The organism is Bacteroides zhangwenhongii (assembly GCF_009193325.2).
Lineage (GTDB): Bacteria > Bacteroidota > Bacteroidia > Bacteroidales > Bacteroidaceae > Bacteroides > Bacteroides zhangwenhongii.
Window position 1 is genome coordinate 1 of sequence record NZ_CP059856.1, and the last position, 20,758, is coordinate 20,758.

Below are 20,758 nucleotides of genomic sequence, written 5' to 3' on the forward strand. Positions count from 1 at the left end.
AGCAAGACTGGGATAAGTGATAGAACAAAGACATAAACACATAAGTCATTGAAAGTAAACACGTTATTATTCACTTGAGAAAAACAAGAAAAAATAGATTTGTTTTTTCCGAATAAGATTCCCAATTTTGCAAACGTAGAAGTTTTGCTTAATTAATAAATGTATTAAAAGTTACTATGATAGAATCAAATCATGTCGTACTTTGGAACCGCTGTCTCGATATCATAAAAGACAATGTTCCCGATACGACATATAACACTTGGTTTGCCCCTATTGTTCCATTAAAATATGAGGACAAAACTTTGTATTTACAGATTCCCAGCCAGTTTTTCTATGAGATTCTGGAGGAAAGATTTGTAGATTTAATACGCAAGACATTGTATAAGGTCATTGGCGAAGGAACCAAGTTGATGTACAACGTCATGGTAGACAAAACTTCGATTCCGAACCAAACCGTGAATCTCGAAGCAAGCAATCGTTCTACGGCTGTAACTCCTAAAAGCATATCGACAGATGGTCGGAAAATACCCACTTTCTTAGAGAACCATATCATTCAAGATATAGATTCACATTTAAATCCCAATTATAATTTTGAAAACTTCATTGAAGGTTACAGTAATAAACTTTCAAGAAGTGTAGCTGAAGCCGTCGCCGAGAAACCAGGAGGAACAGCTTTCAACCCGTTATTCCTCTATGGAGCTTCCGGAGTAGGGAAAACACACTTAGCCAATGCTATCGGTACCAAAATTAAAGAATTATACCCTCAAAAAAGTGTATTGTACGTATCGGCACATTTATTCCAGGTACAATATACGGAGTCAGTACGTACCAATACAACTAATGATTTTATCAGATATTATCAAAATATCGATGTATTAATCATTGATGATATCCAGGAATTTGCCGGTGTTACCAAAACACAAAACAATTTCTTCCACATCTTCAATCATCTACATCAGAACGGTAAACAGCTTATATTGACTTCCGACCGTGCTCCTGTATTGTTGCAAGGTATTGAAGAACGTCTGCTTACCCGTTTCAAATGGGGTATGGTAGCTGAATTGGAAAAACCGACCGTAGAACTTCGCAAAAATATTCTGCGCAATAAAATACATCGCGATGGACTCCAATTTCCAGAGGAGGTAATCGATTATATTGCCGAAAATGTGAATGAAAGCGTACGTGATTTGGAAGGTATCGTTATTGCTATCATGGCACGTTCTACTATTTTCAATAAGGAAATAGACATGGATCTGGCTCAACATATCGTGCATGGTGTTGTTCACAACGAAACGAAAGCCGTCACCATAGATGATATCCTTAAGGTAGTATGTAAACATTTCGACTTGGAACCTGCAGCTATACACACTAAATCCAGAAAGAGAGAAGTGGTGCAAGCACGTCAGATTGCCATGTATCTAGCTAAAAATCACACAGACTTTTCAACTTCTAAGATCGGCAAATTCATTGGCAACAAAGACCACGCAACCGTACTTCACGCTTGCAAAACCGTGAAAGGGCAACTGGAAGTAGATAAGAGTTTTAATGCAGAAGTGCAGGAAATTGAAGCGTTACTAAAAAGAAAAGGAATTAATGATTAGTGATTAGCAGGCTCATGATTCATGTTTCACAAGCCATATTCACTAATCACTACTCCACTAACCATTATTTCAGTTCACTATTATTTCAAAAATCCCTGCCGACGAAGCACCTTTAATAGATTTTCAGACATAAACTCATTATCTTTCTTTGTATAACGAACATCTGTAAAGACCTGGGCTAGAGTTTCTTTCTTATTCTCCTCTATAAATTGTTTGCTTTCAGGCAATGATTCTTTATAAGCATAGAGTTTATCTATTTTTTCCGGTGTATAATCATGATACATTTCCTCGTGTACAGCAGCTTCCAAAGGCAAGCGATCAACCTGTGCAGGAATTCCATCCGGGTAACCGACTGTAATTGTCGTCAAAGGAAACACCAATTCAGGCAACCGGAGTGTATCGATAATCATTTGAGGATTATAAGTAGTGGTCCCCAAATAGCAAATTCCGAGTCCTACCTCCTCTGCCAACGTACAAAAAGTCTGTGCGACAAGCAGAGTATCCATAGACGCATTCATAAAAGACATTAAATTGTCATAGCCAGGTACAGCTTTTCTTTGCTCACACCATTTTGAAAAGCGACGAAAATCAGCACAAAAAGTAAGTACAACAGGGGCACTCTTCACCATAGACTGATTAAAATGAGCCGGCGAAAGCTTCTCTTTCATTTCAGCGTCACGAGTCACAACCACACTATAAAGCTGCATACCTCCCATCGTAGAAGCTCGGAATGAAGCTTCAAGCAAATCATTTAACAAATTAGGAGTAATATCCTTCGATAGATATTTCCTGATAGTCCTTCTGTTCTTTACGGTTTCAAACATTTCTTTTTTATTGCAAAGATATAAAAAGAAAAATCTATTTTGCTATATCTACAGAACAGAATAGTTTTCTTTTTGGAAAACTTTAACCTTTAATAAAAAAGCAAATTCCCCTGTTTATCAAATACTTATCATTAGCAAATAGAAAACTTACAGCCTGTTAATAAATTATTTCATTTTTATTTTGATAGATGAAAAAACATTCTTAGATTTGCATCCACATTTGTTAACGATAAGTAAACTTCTACACATTACTTATTAAAAATCAGATTTAACGCATATTGCATCGTGGAAAAACAAATTTATTCTTATGACGAAGCCTACGAAGAATCTTTACGATATTTTCAAGGTGACGAACTTGCTGCAAGAGTTTGGGTAAACAAATATGCAGTAAAAGATTCTTTCGGAAACATTTATGAGAAGTCTCCGGAAGATATGCATTGGAGAATTGCTAATGAAGTGGCACGCATCGAATCGAAGTATCCGAATGCTCTAACAGCAAAAGAACTGTACGATCTATTGGATCACTTCAAATACATTGTTCCGCAAGGTAGCCCGATGACAGGAATCGGTAACGACTATCAAGTTGCTTCCCTATCCAATTGTTTTGTTATCGGCGTAGATGGTGCTGCCGACTCTTATGGTGCTATCATTAAAATTGACGAAGAGCAAGTACAACTGATGAAAAGACGTGGAGGAGTGGGCCATGACCTATCCCATATCCGTCCGAAAGGTTCTCCCGTTAAAAATTCAGCATTAACTTCAACAGGTCTTGTGCCATTCATGGAACGTTATTCCAATTCGACCCGTGAAGTAGCTCAAGACGGACGTCGCGGAGCACTCATGCTAAGTGTATCTATCAAACATCCGGACTCAGAAGCTTTCATCGATGCAAAAATGACAGAAGGAAAAGTAACCGGAGCAAATGTTTCCGTGAAATTAGACGATGCTTTCATGCAGGCTGCTGTTGACGGAAAACCATACTTACAACAATATCCTATTGATTCTTCCGACCCTACATTTACAAAAGAAATAGATGCTTCCACTCTATGGAAGAAGATCGTTCACAATGCATGGAAATCAGCAGAACCGGGTGTTCTGTTCTGGGATACAATAATTCGCGAATCTGTACCGGATTGTTACGCAGATTTAGGTTACCGGACCGTTTCCACGAATCCATGTGGCGAGATACCTCTATGTCCTTACGACTCATGCCGTCTCTTGGCAATCAATTTGTATTCATATGTAGTGAATCCGTTCAAACCGAATGCTTATTTCGATTTTGATCTGTTTAAGAAACATGTGGCATTAGCTCAACGTATCATGGATGACATCATCGACCTCGAACTGGAGAAAATCGAACGCATCATGCACAAGATTGATGAGGATCCGGAAAACGACGAAGTGAAGCGGGCAGAACGTGTACTTTGGGAAAAGATATATAAGAAAAGCGGACAAGGACGACGTACAGGTGTAGGTATCACTGCAGAAGGTGATATGCTCGCAGCGCTGGGATTACGCTACGGAACAGAAGAGGCTACCGAGTTTTCAGAAAAAGTACATAAGACAGTAGCTCTTGGCGCTTATCGTTCTTCTGTAGAAATGGCGAAAGAGCGCGGTGCTTTCGAAATATACGACAACAAACGCGAGCAGAACAATCCGTTCATCCAACGTTTGGCAGAAGCCGATCCTGAGCTGTATGAAGAAATGAAGAAATACGGACGACGCAACATTGCCTGCCTGACTATCGCTCCCACCGGAACAACCAGCCTGATGACTCAGACAACTTCTGGCATTGAACCGGTATTCTTGCCAGTTTACAAACGTAGAAGAAAAGTGAATCCGAATGACACAAATGTTCATGTCGACTTCGTTGATGAAACAGGAGATGCATTCGAAGAGTATATTGTATTCCATCACAAGTTTGTCACATGGATGGAAGCCAATGGATACGATCCGTCCAAACGCTATTCTCAGGAAGAGATTGACGAATTAGTAGCCAAGTCTCCTTATTATAAAGCTACTTCCAACGATGTCGACTGGTTAATGAAAGTAAAGATGCAGGGAAGAATCCAAAAATGGGTAGACCATTCCATCAGCGTAACCATTAATCTGCCGAATGACGTAGACGAGGATCTGGTAAACCGTTTATATGTGGAAGCATGGAAATCCGGTTGTAAAGGTTGTACCGTATACCGTGACGGCTCCCGTTCCGGTGTACTTATCTCAGCCAAATCCGACAAAAACAAGAAAGAGGAACTTCCCCCCTGCAAACCGCCTACGGTCGTAGAAGTGCGTCCACGAATATTAGAAGCAGATGTTGTACGTTTCCAGAATAACAAAGAAAAATGGGTGGCTTTCGTTGGCCTGCTAGATGGACATCCTTATGAAATCTTCACCGGTCTGCAAGATGATGATGAAGGTATTTTATTACCTAAGAGCGTGACTAGCGGACGTATCATCAAAAATATAGATGAAGACGGAACGAAGCGTTACGACTTCCAATTTGAAAACAAACGCGGATATAAGACGACTATTGAAGGATTGTCTGAGAAGTTCAATAAAGAATATTGGAACTACGCCAAATTGATTTCCGGAGTACTCCGTTACCGAATGCCAATAGAACAAGTTATTAAACTGGTAGGTTCTTTGCAACTGAACAGTGAAAATATCAATACTTGGAAAAACGGTGTAGAACGCGCTCTGAAGAAGTACATCCAGGATGGAACCGAAGCAAAAGGCAAGAAATGTCCGAACTGTGGCAATGAAACTCTCGTTTATCAGGAAGGATGTCTGATTTGTACCACTTGCGGGGCTTCCAGATGTGGATAAACATTCTATAATATATGATCTTATCATTTAATATCGAATACCGTACCAATTGGGGGGAGGAAGTCAAGCTTGCAGGCTTATCGACGGAATCCACCCCAATGTACACTACAGACGGTATATATTGGACGGCAGAAGTGGAACTGGAAGTTCCTCAAGAAGGGTTGACTATCCATTATAGCTACCAGATAGAACAAAACGGAATTGTCATCCGCAAAGAATGGAACAATTTTCCACGATGCCTTTTCCTATCCGGTACTCCTAGAAAAAAGTATAGAATCAATGATTGCTGGAAAAATATCCCGGAGCAACTATACCTTTACAGTTCTGCCTTTACAGAAGCATTATTATCACATCCCGAAAGAGAAGACATTCCGCAAGGGTACAAGAAAGGGCTAATAATAAAAGCTTATGCCCCGCGCATCAACAAAGATTATTGTCTGGCCATTTGCGGCAATCAGAAAGCATTAGGTAACTGGAATCCGGAAAAAGCCGTTTTTATGAGTGACTCCAATTTCCCCGAATGGCAGGTGGAACTAGATGCAAGCAAGCTCAAATATCCTTTGGAATACAAATTTATCCTTTGCCATAAACAGGAAAGAAAAATTGATTGCTGGGAGAGAAACCCTAATCGCTATCTGGCAGACCCGGAAATAAAGACGAACGAGACACTCGTGATTTCCGACCGATATGCCTATTTTGATATTCCAATGTGGAAAGGTGCAGGAATTGCCATCCCCGTATTTTCCCTGAAATCAGAAAAAAGTTTTGGAGTAGGTGATTTCGGTGATCTGAAACTCATGATCGATTGGGCGGTAAACACCCATCAGAAGGTCATCCAAATTCTACCGATTAATGACACGACCATGACCCATACATGGACGGACTCTTATCCCTACAACAGTATTTCCATCTATGCTTTTCATCCGATGTATGCGGATATAAAGCAAATGGGAACACTGAAAGACAAAGAAGCAGCCTCTAGGTTCAATCAGAAACAACAAGAACTGAATAATCTTACAACTATTGATTATGAGGCTGTTAACCGGGCTAAATGGGAATTCTTCCATCTGATATTCCAGCAAGAAGGGGAAAAAGTATTGGCTTCCGAGAAATTCAAGGAGTTCTTCGAAGCTAACAAAGAATGGTTGCGACCTTACGCTGTCTTCAGCTATCTGCGTGATGCTTACCGAACCCCTGACTTCCGTGAATGGCCGAGACATTCTGTATACGATCCACAGGAGATAGAAAAGATGTGTCAACCGGAAACGGTAGATTATCCCCACATCGCATTATACTACTATATCCAATATCATTTGCATCTGCAATTATTGGCTGCGACAAAATATGCTCGTGAAAATGGGGTTGTACTAAAGGGAGACATACCAATTGGCATTAGCCGCAACAGTGTGGAAGCTTGGACAGAACCTCATTACTTCAATCTCAACGGACAAGCAGGCGCTCCTCCCGATGACTTCTCGGTCAACGGACAAAATTGGGGATTCCCTACCTACAATTGGGACGTAATGGAAAAGGACGGATATCGCTGGTGGATGAAAAGATTCCAGAAAATGGCCGAATATTTCGATGCTTACCGAATTGACCATATTCTCGGCTTCTTCCGTATTTGGGAAATACCGATGAATGCCGTACATGGATTGTTAGGACAATTCGTTCCCTCCCTACCGATGAGTAGAGAAGAGATAGAAAATTATGGCTTCACATTCCGAGAAGAATACCTGTCTCCATTCATTCATGAATCATTTCTCGGACAGGTATTCGGACCTTATGCCAATCTCGTAAAACAAGACTTTCTCCAGTTAGTGGACGAATCCGGTATTTACCGTATGAGACCTGGCTTTGAGACACAGCAAGAAGTCAAACAATTCTTTGCCGGTAAAAATGACGAAAACAGTATCTGGGTCCGTGATGGATTATATTCTTTAATCAGTAATGTACTGTTTATTCCGGACAAGAAGGAACAAGGAAAGTACCATCCCCGCATCGGAGCGCAACGTGATTTCATTTTCCGTTCGTTGAGCGAAGAAGACAAGAATGCTTTCAACAAATTATACAACCAGTATTATTATCATCGCCACAACGACTTTTGGTACCAACAGGCCATGAAAAAGTTACCTCAATTGACACAATCTACCCGTATGTTGGTATGTGGCGAAGATTTAGGAATGATTCCTGCTTGTGTATCCTCCGTAATGAACGAGTTACGTATTCTTAGTTTGGAAATTCAACGAATGCCAAAGGATCCATCGCATGAGTTCGGACATTTAAATGAATATCCATACCGATCTGTGTGCACCATTTCCACTCATGATATGTCTACTCTACGTGGCTGGTGGGAAGAGGATTATCAACAGACCCAACGTTATTACAATACAATGTTGGGACATTATGGTACAGCTCCCGCCGTTGCAACTCCGGAACTTTGTGAAGAGATTGTACGCAATCACCTCAACAGTAATTCTATTCTCTGCATACTGTCTTTTCAAGATTGGTTGTCAATTGATGGAAAATGGAGAAATCCTAATGTGGAAGAAGAACGAATCAACGTTCCATCCAATCCACGAAATTATTGGCGATATCGGATGCATATCACATTAGAGCAACTGATGAAAGCCAAAGAACTGAATAGCAAGATAAGTGAATTAATACAATACACAGGAAGAAACCCGGAGAAATAATTTGACTTCTATCTATATTAAACACGGATTATACAAATTCCTTTTTAAATCTGTATAATCCGTGTAAACAGCTTATTAAAAGAATGAAAAAGGCTCCGAGTAAACGTATTGATTTTGTAGACTTAACTAAAGGAGTCTGCATCATTCTCGTAGTCATGACACATATTGGTGGAGCTTTTGAGCTACTCGACAGGGGTTCTATGTTATCCTGTTTCCGCATGCCACTGTATTTTTTTATATCGGGAGTTTTCTTTAAACCATACGGATCTTTATCAGGATTCATTCTTCGGAAAATAAACAAGTTGATTATCCCGTTTCTTTTCTTCTATCTAAGTGCATTCCTCCTCAAATACATCATTTGGAAAATAGCACCGGGAGTATTCCATTTACCTGTATCATGGAAAGAGCTTTTGATAGTATTTCATGGGCATGACCTTATCAAATTCAATCCGCCGATCTGGTTTCTAGTAGCCTTATTCAACTGTAATATCCTGTTTTATCTAGTCCATTTCCTAAGAAATAAATATCTGCCTGCCATGTTTGCTCTTACTTTATTGATCGGATGTGCAGGATTTTATCTAGGTAAAGCACAAATAACGCTCCCTCTCTATCTCGATGTTGCCATGACGGCTCTCCCTTTCTATGTAGCAGGATTCTGGATTCGTAGATATAACTTCTTCCTATTTCCAAATCACCGTTTTGATAAGTTGATTCCGCTTTTCGTTTTGTTGGCATTGTTAGTCATGCATTTTACTGCTACTACATTGGGGATGAGAACAAACAACTACTCCGGGAATATCTTTCAAGTATACATCGCTGCATTCGCCGGAATATTTATGATTATGCTACTTTGTAAAAAAGTGAAAAGAGTAAAGATTATTTCTTATCTAGGAAGGTACTCTATCATCACCTTAAGCATACACGGCCCCATACTCCATTTTCTAGCGCCATTGGTAGCACGCTACATTCATGATAGTTGGGCACAAGCAACAATACTTTTGTTCATAACATTAAGTATATGTATTCTACTCACTCCCCTCTTTCTGAAAGTAATCCCGCAAATGGTTGCACAGAAAGACTTGTTAAAATTTAAACAGATTCATACCAAATAATAAATAGTATATGAAAATAAATAAAAGCCATATCCTTTTGAAAGGGATTCGATTTTACGCCTACCATGGAGTAGCGCCACAAGAAAATTTGATTGGTAATGAGTATATTATCGACCTAAAACTAGGTGTTGACATCAGCAAGGCAATGCAGACAGACGAAGTGACAGATACTGTAAACTATGCTGAAGTATATAACGTTATAAAAACAGAAATGGATATTTCATCCAAATTACTGGAACATGTAGGAAAACGAATTGTGAAGAAACTATTCGAACAATTCGCTACTATTGAAGACATCGATCTGCTTCTATCCAAACGAAACCCACCGATGGGAGCAGACATAGAATCGACAGGAATAGAACTTCATTGTAGCAGAAAATAAAACGAACACGTCTGCCATTCCAAACCAATCAAGAATAGCAGACGTGACAATAAATTATGGTAAAAGTTCTATTGGTAGCTTATAATCTTTTCTTTTTCCTTCTATTCACAGATTCCACAGCTTCCGTTACCACAGGCTTATTCTGGAAACGTTTTGTATAACTAGAATAGTCAGGATGGATACGTTCGTAGTCAGGATCCATAAACAACGGGCTGGAAATAATATGATCCGCTGTTGAACGGTTACAGCAAAATACGATATTTTCCACACCGGCCAAACGAGTCAAAGCTTTTACATCTGTATCATGAGGTTGCAAAGTCATAGGATCAGTAAAAAAGAAAAGATAATCAATCTGCCCATCGACAATACGTGATCCCATCTGCTGATCACCGCCTAATGGACCGGATTTCAGTATTGTAAAATCCCATTCTACATCAGGATGTTTTTCTTTCAATGCTTCCAGTATTAGTGTACCGGTAGTACCTGTACAATAGAATTTATTTCCCATCAACAGTTCTGAATTCCACAACACCCACTCGATAAGATCTTTCTTCATCGCATCATGTGCCACCAGCCCGATGCCCCTTCTAACCTTTGATTCCATTTCGTTATCCTTTTAAGTCCGACAATTGAGAGAATCGTTTGCATCCTCTCGCATAAAACTGCCACAAGATACTACTTTTTATCCGTTCAGGTATTAAATTCAAAGTTTTTTTTCTTAGGTTCTCTTCTCTTAATGAAGAAAATGACGGACAAATCCGTTTATATTCGTCCCGAGCACGAATTACTGCGCGAGCATTGTTCCAATCTCCTTTCAGAAAGAAAGTAAGTGCCGCCACATAATCCAAACAAGTCCGAATACGCATCACTTTATTTAACTCCTCCCGGGGAAGATTCTTATAAAGCATGACAAGATTATTACGGAAATTAAGAAAAGTCTTACGAGGATTCTCTTTTTTAAGCGTGGCTCCTCCAACATGATAGACTACACTTTGCGGAATGCAGACAATCCCACGTCCTCGAGAACGGAGTCGCCAACACAGATCTATTTCTTCCATGTGTGCAAAAAAGCGTCCATCCAATCCTCCGACATCCAGATAATCCATACGACGAATAAACAAAGCAGCTCCTGTTGCCCAGAAAACCGGAATCACCGTATCGTATTGCCCTTCATCTTTTTCGACTGCTCCCATGATACGTCCCCGACAAAAAGGATAACCATACTTATCTATGAATCCGCCTGCCGCTCCGGCATATTCAAAAAAATCCTTTTGGCGCTGACTTCGTATCTTCGGTTGGCAAGCAGCCACTTCGGGATGCTTATCAAGATAAGCAATCATCGGTTCCAACCAATGTTCCGTCACTTCAACATCCGAATTTAGAAGAACGACATACTCTGCATCTACTTGTCGCAAAGCCAAATTATATCCGTCCGCAAAGCCATGATTCTGTTCGAGTAAAATCATCCGGACGGATGGAAACTCCCGCTGAATCATAGTTACCGAATCGTCCGTAGAACCATTATCAGCCACACAGATTTCTATTTCTTTCCCCTCCGAATACCGAATGACAGATGGAAGAAAAGTACGAAGCATATCACATCCGTTCCAATTCAGAATGACGACTGATACTTTCATCTCTTATCTTTTCTCTTAATAAGTTCTTCCTGTTCTTTTTGTTCGCATTCCTTCTTCGTAAATTTCCAGCGCTTATGCGACCACAACCAATAAGCAGGTTCTCTACGAATGGTCTGTTCCAGTTCATAGGCAAACATATCCGTAATTTCTCCTTCGACTGTCTCTTTGGGAGCTTCAGTCATCAATTTAAACTCAGCCTCACAATATCCCCTACGTGTCTTCGTCAGTTCACAATAAAAGACAGGGAAATTCATCATTTTTGCAATACGTTCAGCTCCATTCAAGAAAGCAGTTTCCTGCCCCAGAAAAGTAGTCCAATACCGATCACCACTAGGCCATTGGTCTGTAATCAGACCTACTACCATATTTTTTCCTTCACGCTTCAATTTGATAATTTCACGTGCAGTAGAATGCTTAGGAATATTATATCCACCGAAACGGGAACGAATCTGCTTAAACAGTTCGTTCAGGTATTTATCCTTCAATGGTTTGTAAACTTGTACAGGTACATCACCGGGCTTCATAACCGATCCCATTCCAATCAGCCATTCATAGTTGGCATAATGGGGAATCATCACAATAATACCTCCATATTTTTCCGTCAATTCCAAATATTGTTCTGTATTCTTATAAATCATCCTTTGGCAAAGATCTTCAGCGGACATATGCAACAGTTTCAGGTCCTCCAGCATATAATCCGAAAGATAGCGATAAAATTTACGTTCTATCTGTAATCTTTCCGCCTCAGTCTTCTCCGGAAACGACTTTTCCAGATTTTCCCGAACTACCTTCCGGCGATATCTCCCCACATGATACATCAACAGATAATTGAAATCCGAAAGCACATACAATACCCGGAACGGAAGAGCTGAAAACAGCCACATCCCACCATATACCAGCCAATAGATAAGTTTAGATTTCATACTTATATCAGAATTGTGCCTTTAAGCGCTGTCTTGTCCTCATTAAAATCTCCCAAACGCACGTTAACCACTTGATTATCCAATGAGTTATCACTTTCCACTTCTACACGAATATAATTCTTCGTAAATCCGTGCATCGGAGTACTCCCCTTCGACTTTTCCAGCAACACCGACATCGTCTGTCCGATATGGCGCGCATAAAAGGCCTGTGTTTTTTCATCCGAAAGTGCCAACAGCCGTTGACTGCGTTGATGCTTTTCTTCCGGAGACACCACATGATCTATTTTCAAGGCTTGCGTTCCGGGACGCTCGGAATAACTGAACACGTGCAATTGGGTCACGTCCAATCCGGAAATAAACCGATAAGCTTGCTCAAAAAACTCCGCAGTCTCGCCACGAGTACCCACAATCACATCCACGCCAATGAAAGCATCCGGCATAACCTCTTTGATTTTCTTCACCTTCGATGCAAAAAGAGCCGTATCATAACGACGACGCATCAATTTTAAGACTTCATCACACCCAGACTGCAAAGGAATATGGAAATGTGGCATAAAACTACGGGAATGGGATACAAACTCAATAATTTCATCCGTCAGCAGATTCGGTTCAATGGAAGATATACGATAACGCTCGATTCCTTCTATCTGATCCAACGCTTGCACCAAATCAAAGAAAGTCTCTCCCGTCGTCTTGCCAAAATCACCGATATTCACCCCAGTCAAGACTATCTCTTTACCACCTTCCGCTGCAGCTTGCCGAGCCTGTTCGACCATAGAAGCAATAGTTCCGTTACGACTCCTCCCCCTTGCAAACGGAATGGTACAATATGAACAGAAGTAATCGCAGCCATCCTGTACTTTCAGAAAAAAACGAGTACGGTCTCCCCGTGAACACGAAGGAGAAAACGAACGAATATCTTTCGTTGCAGTAGTTATAGCCTCTCCTTTTTCATGTTTCTGCAAATTTCCCAGATACTGCAGCAGTTCACCTTTCTGCTCCGCCCCCAATACAACATCTACTCCATCAATTTTTGCCACATCACCAGGCTTCAATTGGGCATAGCACCCAGTCACTACCACAAAAGCACCGGGATGTTGTTTCACCAATCGATGAATAGCCTGCCGACATTTTTTGTCCGCCATTTCCGTCACCGAACAAGTATTTACCACACAGATATCCGCTTTCTCTCCCTTGCGTGCAGTACGAACCCCCGCCTCACGCAGAATTTTACCGATAGTTGAAGTCTCTGAAAAATTTAATTTGCAGCCCAATGTATAATAAACGGCTGTCTTATCTTGAAACACAGTGGTATCTATCATAAGCTGTTATAAACACATTAACTTTGCAAAGTTACTACAAAAAAGTGAAATGCGGAAAGATATAGTGATAGAATTGAGTTACAAGGGTTTTAGTTGAAGTGGCGAAAATTCGTGAAGCCATTACAATCCCTGCCAAAGCCAAATCCTGACGCCGCAACGTTACTTGTTCGTAACCATGCCCGAAAATGCGACAAACGGGTACGGATGACGAAACAAGACGCTAAGGAATAGTGAGTTACCGACAACTCACGCGAAAAATTTGCTTACGGAAAAAGATTGCGCCGTTCCTCCCCGTTTTGCGTACCGACACCGGACTCTTCACCAACTAATTTTGAAACCAAAAAAATTAAGGACGATGAAGAGTACATTTTCAGTAATCTACTATCTCAAGCGTCAGGTAGTGAAAAAAGACGGGACAGTTCCCGTCATGGGACGCATCACGGTGGACGGCAGCCAGACGCAGTTCAGCTGCAAGCTGACTGTCGATCCGAAACTGTGGGACACCAAAGGGGGACGTGTCACGGGCAGAAGCACGGCGGCACTCGAAGCGAACCGTATGCTTGACAAAATGCGGGTACGCATCAACAGACACTATCAGGAAATCATGGAGCGTGACAACTTCGTCACGGCGGAAAAGGTGAAAAACGCCTTTCTCGGACTGGAACACCGCTATCACACGCTGATGCAGGTGTTCCGCCAGCACAACGAGGACTATGAGAAACAGGTGGAGGCAGGCATGAAAGCCAAAGGCACACTGGAAAAGTACCGTATCGTTTACAAGCACCTGCAAGAGTTCCTCGACATCCGCTACCATGTGAAGGACATCGCCCTGAAAGAGCTTACCCCGGCTTTCATCTCCGACTTCGAGATGTTCCTGCGCACGGACAAGCACTGTTGCACCAATACCGTCTGGTTGTACGTCTGCCCGCTACGGACGATGGTATTCATCGCCATCAACAACGAGTGGCTGACGCGCGACCCGTTCCGCGAGTATGAAATCAAGAAGGAGGAAACGACACGCAGTTTCCTTACCAAAGAGGAAATCCGCCTGCTGATGGAGGGCAAACTGAAAAACGCCAAACAGGAACTGTACCGTGACCTCTACCTGTTCTGCGCTTTCACCGGATTGTCATTCTCGGATATGCGCAACCTCACGGAAGAGAATATCCGCACCTATTTCGATGAACACGAGTGGATAAACATCAACCGCCAGAAAACGGGCGTGGTGTCCAACATCCGCCTGCTTGACATCGCCAACCGCATAATCGGCAAATACCGTGGACTGTGCGAGAACGGCAGGATATTTCCCGTCCCGCATTACAACACGTGCCTTGCCGGTATCCGTGCCGTCGCCAAGCGTTGCGGCATCACCAAGCATATCACGTGGCATCAGAGCCGCCACACGGCGGCCACAACGGTATTTCTCTCCAACGGCGTACCCATCGAAACGGTCAGTTCTATGCTCGGACACAAGAGCATAAAGACAACGCAGATTTACGCGAAGATAACCAAAGAAAAACTCAATCAAGACATGGAGATCCTTGCGGCAAGGTTGAACGGCATTGAGGAATTTGCAGGTTGTACCATCTAAAAAAGAGAAGCCATGAAGCGTGACATAATCATCATAGAGGACAAGGCGGTCAGCGTAACCGGTAACGAAGTGTGGATGACCGCCACCGAAATCGCCGGACTGTTCCATACGACCGTCCCGGCAGTGAACGCTGCCATCAAAGCAGTCCGCAAGTCGGACGTGCTTAACGACTACGAGTTGTGTCGCTACATGCAGCTTGAAAACGGGCTGTACGCGGACGTGTACGCGCTTGAAATCATCATCCCGGTCGCTTTCCGGCTGAACACCTACAACACCCACCTGTTCCGCACATGGCTGGTGGGAAAGGCACTCTCAAAAGATAACCGGCAGGCATACGTGATGTTCATTCAGAACGGAAAGGTCGGGTACTGTTAAAAACAGATTCCCCATAAGACAAGTAAACGGGCAGCACCACAAAAGGTGTCGCCCGTTTACTTTTTCATGCAACCGCCTCACTCCAGCGGCTTGCGGTAGTTCGCTTCCAGCACCTCGCGCAGCCCCGTTTCCGGGTAAAGCACCTTCCCTCCCAAAAGGATAAAAGGCAACACGCGGTTGTTGCGGTATTCCTGCAAGGTGCGTCGGCTCACACGGAGCAGTTCCGCCACCTCGCCGTCCGTCAGGTAACGCTCCCCGTCCAGCGGAGGACGGTAACTTTCCAGAAATGCGGACAGCCATTTAGAGCCTTTGCGCATATCCTGCATCACAGAGGCTATCGGCTCGTCTTCCATCGTAAAAACATCGTTGGTCTCGTTCATCATAACTTCGGATTCAGTGGGTGAATAAATCAAATCATCTGCCATGCGGATAGAGCGTGCCGACAAGCGGTATCAGCCGCTTCACCTCCTCCGGCTTGTAATAGAACCTGCGGTTTATCTGCGAGTAGCCGATAAGCCGCCTGTCGCGCAGCGTCTGCAACGTGCGCGGGCTTATTCTCAACTGCCCGCAGACCTCCTCGCCCGTGAGCCATCTTTCCATGCGCCCCGTGTCGCTTTTGCGCCTCAGGGCGGCGACCTTCTCCGAGAGTGCGCCGAATGCCGCCACCATCATCTCGAAAGTCTTTTTCTCGATAGATACTATTTCCATATTCATGCAATTACCGGTTTGCCCGCAAAGGTAACGATGCAGCCCTTAACACGTACCGTTTTCCGCTGAAAGGCTGCCTGTTGCGCCGTTTGACCGGGTTATGGAGCCATCTTCCGTAAAAATCTTACGTGAGTCACGTAGTGAGTTGTTAAAGCCCCTTTTGTTTATTGCCGAATTTTGCCGCAGAAACAAAAAGAAAGGACTGAATATGAAAGTGATAACGATGGAAAGTTCCGTCTTCCGGTCATTGACGGAACAGATAGCGGAGATTGCGGCACACGTCCGTGCCGCCTCCGGCGACAAGAAAGCGGCATCGTCCGACAGGTTGCTCACCACACGCGAGGCGGCGCAGCTGCTTAACGTGAGTACCCGCACCCTCCAGCGTATGCGCAGCGAGCAACGCATCGTCTATGTCGTGCTTCGCGGTAAATGCCGCTACCGGCAGTCTGAAATCGACCGCCTGCTTGATGAGTGTACCGTCAACGAGGACGCCGCGACACCGCAGGAGCTGAAACGCAACCACACGCTACGAACGGGAGGCACACCCAAAGGAAGGAGGACATAGCTATGGAACTGCTCACACGAAACATCTTCGAGGGCTGGATGCAGAAGCTGATGGAACGGCTCGACCGTCAGGACGAACTGCTGCTGGCAATAAAGACGGAGGAACGACAGCCCGCCCTCACGGAAAGCATCCACCTTTTCGACAATCAGGACCTGTGCATGCTGCTCCAGATAAGCAAGCGCACACTGCAACGCTACCGCAGCGTCGGTGCATTGCCCTACAAGACACTGGGCAAGAAAACCTATTACAGCGAGGAGGATGTGCTGACATTCCTTTCCAACCATATCAAGGACTTCAAAAAAGAAGATATAGCCTTCTACAAGGCTCGTATCCATAATTTCTTTCATAAATAACCCATTAAAACATTTTTAGATGGCAAAGAAAAAAGACGAAAAGGACGTGCTGGTAGTCCGTGACGAGAAGACGGGCGAGATTAGCGTGGTAGCCGGGCTGAACGCAGACGGTACACCTAAACGCACCCCCGCGAAAGCGGAGAACGCGCAGAGTTTCCTGCAATTCGACCGACATGGCGACGTGCTGGACAACTTCTTCAAGAACTTCTTCCGGCAGTGCAAGGAACCCAGCCGCTTCGGTTTCTACCGCATCGCGGCGGACCAAGTGGATTCCATGCTGGGCGTGATGAAAGACCTGCTCCAGCATCCGTACCAGAACAAACAAATCCTCGCACCGCACAAAATCGACACCTTCCCCTATCAACAGCAGGTGATGGAAGAGCAAGCTGCGCAACAGACAGAGAAACAAGAACCTCAAAAACAGGAGAACATGGAACAACAGAAAGAACAGCAACAGGACAATTCCGAACAGACGCAGGGCAAACGGGGCTACCGGCCCATCGACGAGAGTAAAATCAACTGGCAGGAACTGGAGGACAGATGGGGCGTGAAGCGTGACGACCTTGAAAAGTCCGGTGACCTTACGAAGATGCTCCACTACGGCAAGTCCGACTTGGTGAAGGTCAAACCGACCTTCGGCGGCGAATCGTTCGAGCTGGACGCCCGCCTCTCCTTCAAGAAGGACGGCGAGGGGAATGTCAGCCTCGTGCCGCACTTCATCCGCAAGGAGCAGAAGTTAGATGAGTACAAGGAACACAAATTCTCCGACAATGACCGGAAGAACCTCCGCGAAACGGGCAACCTCGGCAGGGTCGTGGACATTGTGGACAGGGAAACGGGCGAAATCATCCCCTCCTACATCAGCATCGACCGCAAGACGAATGAAATCACGGACATTCCGGCGAGCAAGGTGCGCATCCCGGAGCGCATCGGCAAGACGGAAATCACCGCGCAGGAACGGGACATGCTCCGCGCCGGACTGCCCGTGCGCGACAAGCTCATCGAGCGCAACGATGGCAGGAAGTTCGTCACCACCCTGCAAGTGAACGTGGAGCAGCGCGGCGTGGAGTTCGTGCCGGGAACCGGCAAGTCACCCCGTACCGCACAGACGCAGGAAACCAAAGGCGACACCTCGAAAAATCAGGCGCAAGGCGGGGAAAATGCCGACCAGACCAAGAAGGAGCAACGCCGCAACACGTGGACGAACGAGGACGGCAGCATCCGCCCCATCAGCAAATGGAGCGGCGTGAACTTCACCGAACAGCAGAAAGCCGACTATGTGGCGGGCAAGGCCGTGAAGCTGGAGAACGTGACCGACAAGCAGGGCTTCCATGCCACGATGTATATCAAGTTCAACCCGGAGAAGGGACGCCCATACCGCTACGACACGAACCCCGATGTCGGGCAGCAGGTCGCCCCGTCCAACGAGAGCCGCACGCAGGTGGCGGTGAACAACGAGGGCAAGACCAACGAGGCGACAAAGAACCTGAAAGAGCCTTTGCAGAAAGGTCAGACAGCCCCGAAGACCGCCCGCCAGCAACAGCAGCAGGACAAACCGAAGAAAACGGGCAAGGGCATGAAAATGTAATCCCGTGTCCGCCACTGAATCCAAAATAAAATCCAAAGTATCAACAACAAAAGCAAGAAAACATGAAGACAATCATTGCAGAAAAGCCCTCCGTGGCACGTGAAATCGCCCGCATCGTGGGCGCGACAAAAAGAGAGGAAGGATATTTCGAAGGAGGCGGCTATGCCGTGACATGGGCATTCGGACACCTCGTCCAGCTTGCCATGCCTGACGGCTACGGCGTGCGCGGATTCGTCCGTGACAACCTCCCGATTATCCCCGACACCTTCACGCTCGTCCCCCGTCAGGTCAGGACAGAGAAGGGCTACAAGCCCGACAGCGGCGTGGTGTCGCAGATAAAAGTCATCAAAAGACTGTTCGATGCAAGCGAACAAATCATCGTGGCGACCGATGCCGGACGCGAGGGTGAACTTATCTTCCGCTACCTCTACCACTACACGGGCAGTACCACTCCTTTCGTGCGCCTGTGGATAAGCTCGCTCACCGACAAGGCTATCCGCGAGGGATTGCGCAACCTCGAAGACGGCGGCAAGTATGACAACCTATACCTCGCCGCCAAAGCGCGAAGCGAATCCGACTGGCTCGTGGGCATCAACGGCACGCAGGCACTCTCCATCGCCGCCGGACACGGCACGTATTCCGTCGGACGGGTGCAGACACCCACGCTGGCGATGGTGTGTGAACGCTACTGGGAGAACCGCCGTTTCACGCCCGAAGCCTTCTGGCAGCTCCATATCGCAACGGACGGTTGCGACGGCAAGGTCGTGAAATTCTCATCCTCTGAAAAATGGAAGTCGAAAGAACCGGCAACGGAGCTATATAATAAGGTAAAGGCGACAGGCTTCGCAACGGTAACGAAAGCCGAGCGCAAGGAGAAAACGGAGGATACCCCGTTGCTGTACGACCTGACCACGCTCCAGAAAGAAGCCAACGCCAAGCACGGCTTCACGGCGGAACAGACGCTTGAAATCGCGCAGAAGCTCTACGAGAAGAAGTTGATAACCTATCCGAGAACGGGAAGCCGCTACATCCCCGAAGACGTGTTCGCTGAAATCCCCAAGCTGCTCGCCTTTATCGGCACGCAGCCCGAATGGAAAGACAAGGTGCGGGCAAAAGCCATCCCGACACGCCGCAGCGTGGATGACGGCAAGGTAACAGACCACCATGCCCTGCTCGTCACGGGAGAGAAACCGCTCTTCCTCTCCAAAGAGGACAGCACCATTTATCAGATGATTGCCGGACGCATGATAGAGGCATTCTCCGAAAAATGCGTCAAGGACGTGACTGCTGTCATGGCGGAATGTGCCGGAGTGGAGTTTACCGTGAAAGGCAGCGTCATCAGGCAAGCCGGATGGCGTGCCGTCTATGGCGAGGAAAACAAGGATGAAACCACTATCCCCGGCTGGCAGGAAGGCGACACGCTGACACTGAAAGCCTCTTCCATCACAGAAGGGAAGACCAAGCCCAAGCCGCTACATACCGAAGCCACCCTGCTGTCCGCAATGGAAACGGCGGGCAAGGAAATCGAGGATGACGCACTGCGGCAGGCGATGAAGGACTGCGGCATCGGTACTCCCGCCACACGCGCCTCCATCATCGAAACGCTCTTCAAGCGCGGTTACATGGAACGCTGCAAGAAATCGCTTGTCCCCACTGAAAAGGGGCTTGCACTCAATTCCGTGGTGAAGACGATGCGCATCGCCGATGTCGCCATGACAGGCGAATGGGAGAAGGAACTTGCACGCATCGAGCGTGGGGAGCTGTCCGCCGATACCTTCCGCAAAAAGATAGAGGCGTACACGCGGGAGATTACCTCCGAACTGCTCTCATGCGACAAACTCTTCGGCAGCCGCGATTCCGGTTGCGCGTGTCCCAAGTGCGGCACGGGCAGGATGCGGTTCTACGGCAAGGTGGTACGCTGCGACAACACGGAGTGCGGGCTTCTCGTGTTCCGGCTGAAAGCGGGACGCACCCTGTCCGACGATGAAATAAAAGACCTGCTCACTGACGGGCACACCAAGCTGCTCAAAGGCTTCAAGAGCAAGCAGGGCAAGAACTTCGATGCCATAGTCGCCTTTGACGGGGATTATAACACGACGTTCGTGTTCCCGGAAAAGAAATGCAAGTCTTCCTATCCGAAAAAAAGGAAATAATCACTAACTTTTGATAAGTTAGGCTGCATCTCAACAATAGAAACAAACAAGTTTTTTTCGTATTGTCTTCGATTTGCACTAACTTTGCCACTTGTTCAG

The 20,758-nt window shown here is 45.4% G+C and carries 18 protein-coding genes; 11 read left to right on the forward strand and 7 right to left on the reverse strand.

What is annotated here, in order from left to right:
- Window positions 1-176: 176 nt before the first annotated feature.
- Complete coding sequence (gene dnaA, locus GD630_RS00005; RefSeq protein ID WP_143864945.1) at window positions 177-1,601, forward strand: chromosomal replication initiator protein DnaA; 1,425 nt, start codon at window positions 177-179, stop codon at window positions 1,599-1,601.
- An 80-nt stretch (window positions 1,602-1,681) separates the two neighbouring features.
- Here dnaA and GD630_RS00010 read toward each other — a convergent pair whose 3' ends face one another.
- Window positions 1,682-2,425, reverse strand: a complete 744-nt coding sequence (locus tag GD630_RS00010) for an NADPH-dependent oxidoreductase (protein ID WP_143864944.1) — start codon at window positions 2,423-2,425, stop codon at window positions 1,682-1,684.
- Between the two features lie 285 nt (window positions 2,426-2,710).
- On the opposite strand from GD630_RS00010, the gene GD630_RS00015 reads away from it, so the two are divergent.
- From GD630_RS00015 to folB, 4 genes are all read left to right on the forward strand, one after another.
- Entirely contained in the window at window positions 2,711-5,254 is a 2,544-nt protein-coding gene (locus tag GD630_RS00015) for an adenosylcobalamin-dependent ribonucleoside-diphosphate reductase (RefSeq protein ID WP_007767037.1), read from the forward strand.
- 14 nt (window positions 5,255-5,268) lie between these two features.
- On the forward strand, window positions 5,269-7,950 hold the full coding sequence (locus GD630_RS00020) for a 4-alpha-glucanotransferase (protein WP_143864943.1): 2,682 nt from the start codon (window positions 5,269-5,271) through the stop codon (window positions 7,948-7,950).
- 83 nt (window positions 7,951-8,033) lie between these two features.
- The gene (locus tag GD630_RS00025) at window positions 8,034-9,062 is read left to right on the forward strand and encodes an acyltransferase family protein (protein WP_143864942.1); all 1,029 of its coding nucleotides are present in this window, start codon (window positions 8,034-8,036) and stop codon (window positions 9,060-9,062) included.
- A 10-nt stretch (window positions 9,063-9,072) separates the two neighbouring features.
- On the forward strand, window positions 9,073-9,444 hold the full coding sequence (gene folB, locus GD630_RS00030) for a dihydroneopterin aldolase (RefSeq protein WP_143864941.1): 372 nt from the start codon (window positions 9,073-9,075) through the stop codon (window positions 9,442-9,444).
- Window positions 9,445-9,523: 79 nt separating this feature from the next.
- Here folB and GD630_RS00035 read toward each other — a convergent pair whose 3' ends face one another.
- Genes GD630_RS00035 through mtaB form a run of 4 tightly spaced genes read right to left on the reverse strand, consistent with a single transcriptional unit; the run spans window position 9,524 to window position 13,326 of the window.
- A complete protein-coding gene (locus GD630_RS00035; protein WP_143864940.1) occupies window positions 9,524-10,048 on the reverse strand; it encodes a methylglyoxal synthase in 525 nt (174 codons plus the stop codon).
- 4 nt (window positions 10,049-10,052) lie between these two features.
- Window positions 10,053-11,081: a glycosyltransferase family 2 protein gene (locus GD630_RS00040; RefSeq protein WP_143864939.1), complete on the reverse strand. Its 1,029-nt coding sequence runs from the start codon at window positions 11,079-11,081 to the stop codon at window positions 10,053-10,055.
- A complete protein-coding gene (locus tag GD630_RS00045) occupies window positions 11,078-12,004 on the reverse strand; it encodes a lysophospholipid acyltransferase family protein (protein WP_143864938.1) in 927 nt (308 codons plus the stop codon). The genes GD630_RS00040 and GD630_RS00045 overlap by 4 nt, the downstream gene beginning before the upstream one ends.
- 2 nt (window positions 12,005-12,006) lie before the next feature.
- Complete coding sequence (mtaB, locus tag GD630_RS00050) at window positions 12,007-13,326, reverse strand: tRNA (N(6)-L-threonylcarbamoyladenosine(37)-C(2))-methylthiotransferase MtaB (protein WP_143864937.1); 1,320 nt, start codon at window positions 13,324-13,326, stop codon at window positions 12,007-12,009.
- Window positions 13,327-13,681: 355 nt separating this feature from the next.
- Here mtaB and GD630_RS00055 point away from each other — a divergent pair, with 355 nt between their 5' ends.
- Window positions 13,682-14,917, forward strand: coding sequence for a site-specific integrase (locus tag GD630_RS00055; RefSeq protein ID WP_005861712.1), 1,236 nt, complete (start codon window positions 13,682-13,684; stop codon window positions 14,915-14,917).
- 12 nt (window positions 14,918-14,929) lie between these two features.
- Window positions 14,930-15,292, forward strand: a complete 363-nt coding sequence (locus GD630_RS00060) for a hypothetical protein (protein ID WP_005861710.1) — start codon at window positions 14,930-14,932, stop codon at window positions 15,290-15,292.
- A 77-nt stretch (window positions 15,293-15,369) separates the two neighbouring features.
- Here GD630_RS00060 and GD630_RS00065 read toward each other — a convergent pair whose 3' ends face one another.
- Window positions 15,370-15,675 carry a helix-turn-helix domain-containing protein gene (locus GD630_RS00065; protein ID WP_005861708.1) on the reverse strand — a complete coding sequence of 102 codons (306 nt, stop codon included), beginning with the start codon at window positions 15,673-15,675 and terminating at the stop codon, window positions 15,370-15,372.
- Between the two features lie 31 nt (window positions 15,676-15,706).
- Window positions 15,707-16,006, reverse strand: a complete 300-nt coding sequence (locus tag GD630_RS00070) for a helix-turn-helix domain-containing protein (RefSeq protein ID WP_004291426.1) — start codon at window positions 16,004-16,006, stop codon at window positions 15,707-15,709.
- 202 nt (window positions 16,007-16,208) lie between these two features.
- On the opposite strand from GD630_RS00070, the gene GD630_RS00075 reads away from it, so the two are divergent.
- The 4 genes from GD630_RS00075 to topB all read left to right on the forward strand — a co-directional run bounded on the left by GD630_RS00075 (window position 16,209) and on the right by topB (window position 20,659).
- Window positions 16,209-16,565, forward strand: coding sequence for a helix-turn-helix domain-containing protein (locus GD630_RS00075; protein WP_005861705.1), 357 nt, complete (start codon window positions 16,209-16,211; stop codon window positions 16,563-16,565).
- A gap of 2 nt (window positions 16,566-16,567) precedes the next feature.
- The gene (locus GD630_RS00080) at window positions 16,568-16,918 is read left to right on the forward strand and encodes a helix-turn-helix domain-containing protein (RefSeq protein ID WP_005861703.1); all 351 of its coding nucleotides are present in this window, start codon (window positions 16,568-16,570) and stop codon (window positions 16,916-16,918) included.
- A 19-nt stretch (window positions 16,919-16,937) separates the two neighbouring features.
- Window positions 16,938-18,506: a DUF3945 domain-containing protein gene (locus tag GD630_RS00085; RefSeq protein WP_005861701.1), complete on the forward strand. Its 1,569-nt coding sequence runs from the start codon at window positions 16,938-16,940 to the stop codon at window positions 18,504-18,506.
- Window positions 18,507-18,568: 62 nt separating this feature from the next.
- Entirely contained in the window at window positions 18,569-20,659 is a 2,091-nt protein-coding gene (gene topB, locus GD630_RS00090) for a type IA DNA topoisomerase (RefSeq protein WP_008672316.1), read from the forward strand.
- Window positions 20,660-20,758 lie beyond the last annotated feature (99 nt).